The following is a 415-nucleotide window of genomic DNA, read 5'->3' as shown; positions in this document are numbered from 1 at the left end:
CCCTTGGGGCTCTCGTCGACGCTGTCGAGCACGATGCTGCCGCGCACCCGCGATCCCACGGGCACGGGCTGCGTGAAGCGCACCTTGTTCGAGCCGTAGTTGACGGCCATCGTGATGCCTTCGATCGTCCAGATCTCCGACGACAGCATCGGCGCGAGCGACAACGTCAGGTAGCCGTGCGCGATGGTCGTGCCGAACGGGCCGCTCTTGGCGCGTTCGGGGTCGATGTGGATCCACTGGTGGTCGCCGGTGGCGTCCGCGAACTGGTCGACCATCTTCTGCGTGATCTCGTGCCACTCGCTCGTGCCGAGATGCTCGCCGACAGCCGTCTTGAGCTCGTCGAGTCCGTTGAACGTTCGCATGGTGTTCTCCTCGTCCCGGTTCAGCAGAGCGGTCCGCCGGCGACGTACAGCAC

General features: G+C 65.8%; 1 protein-coding gene. It reads right to left on the bottom strand.

What is annotated here, in order from left to right; translation table 11 throughout:
- Window positions 1-362 (bottom strand): MaoC family dehydratase (locus GO615_RS30045; protein ID WP_169133103.1); only part of this gene is annotated, 362 nt, incomplete at its 3' end.
- Between the last annotated feature and the right edge of the window lie 53 nt (window positions 363-415).

The organism is Aromatoleum evansii (assembly GCF_012910805.1).
Taxonomy (GTDB): Bacteria; Pseudomonadota; Gammaproteobacteria; order Burkholderiales; family Rhodocyclaceae; genus Aromatoleum; species Aromatoleum evansii.
This window is presented reverse-complemented; position numbering and strand designations above follow the sequence as displayed.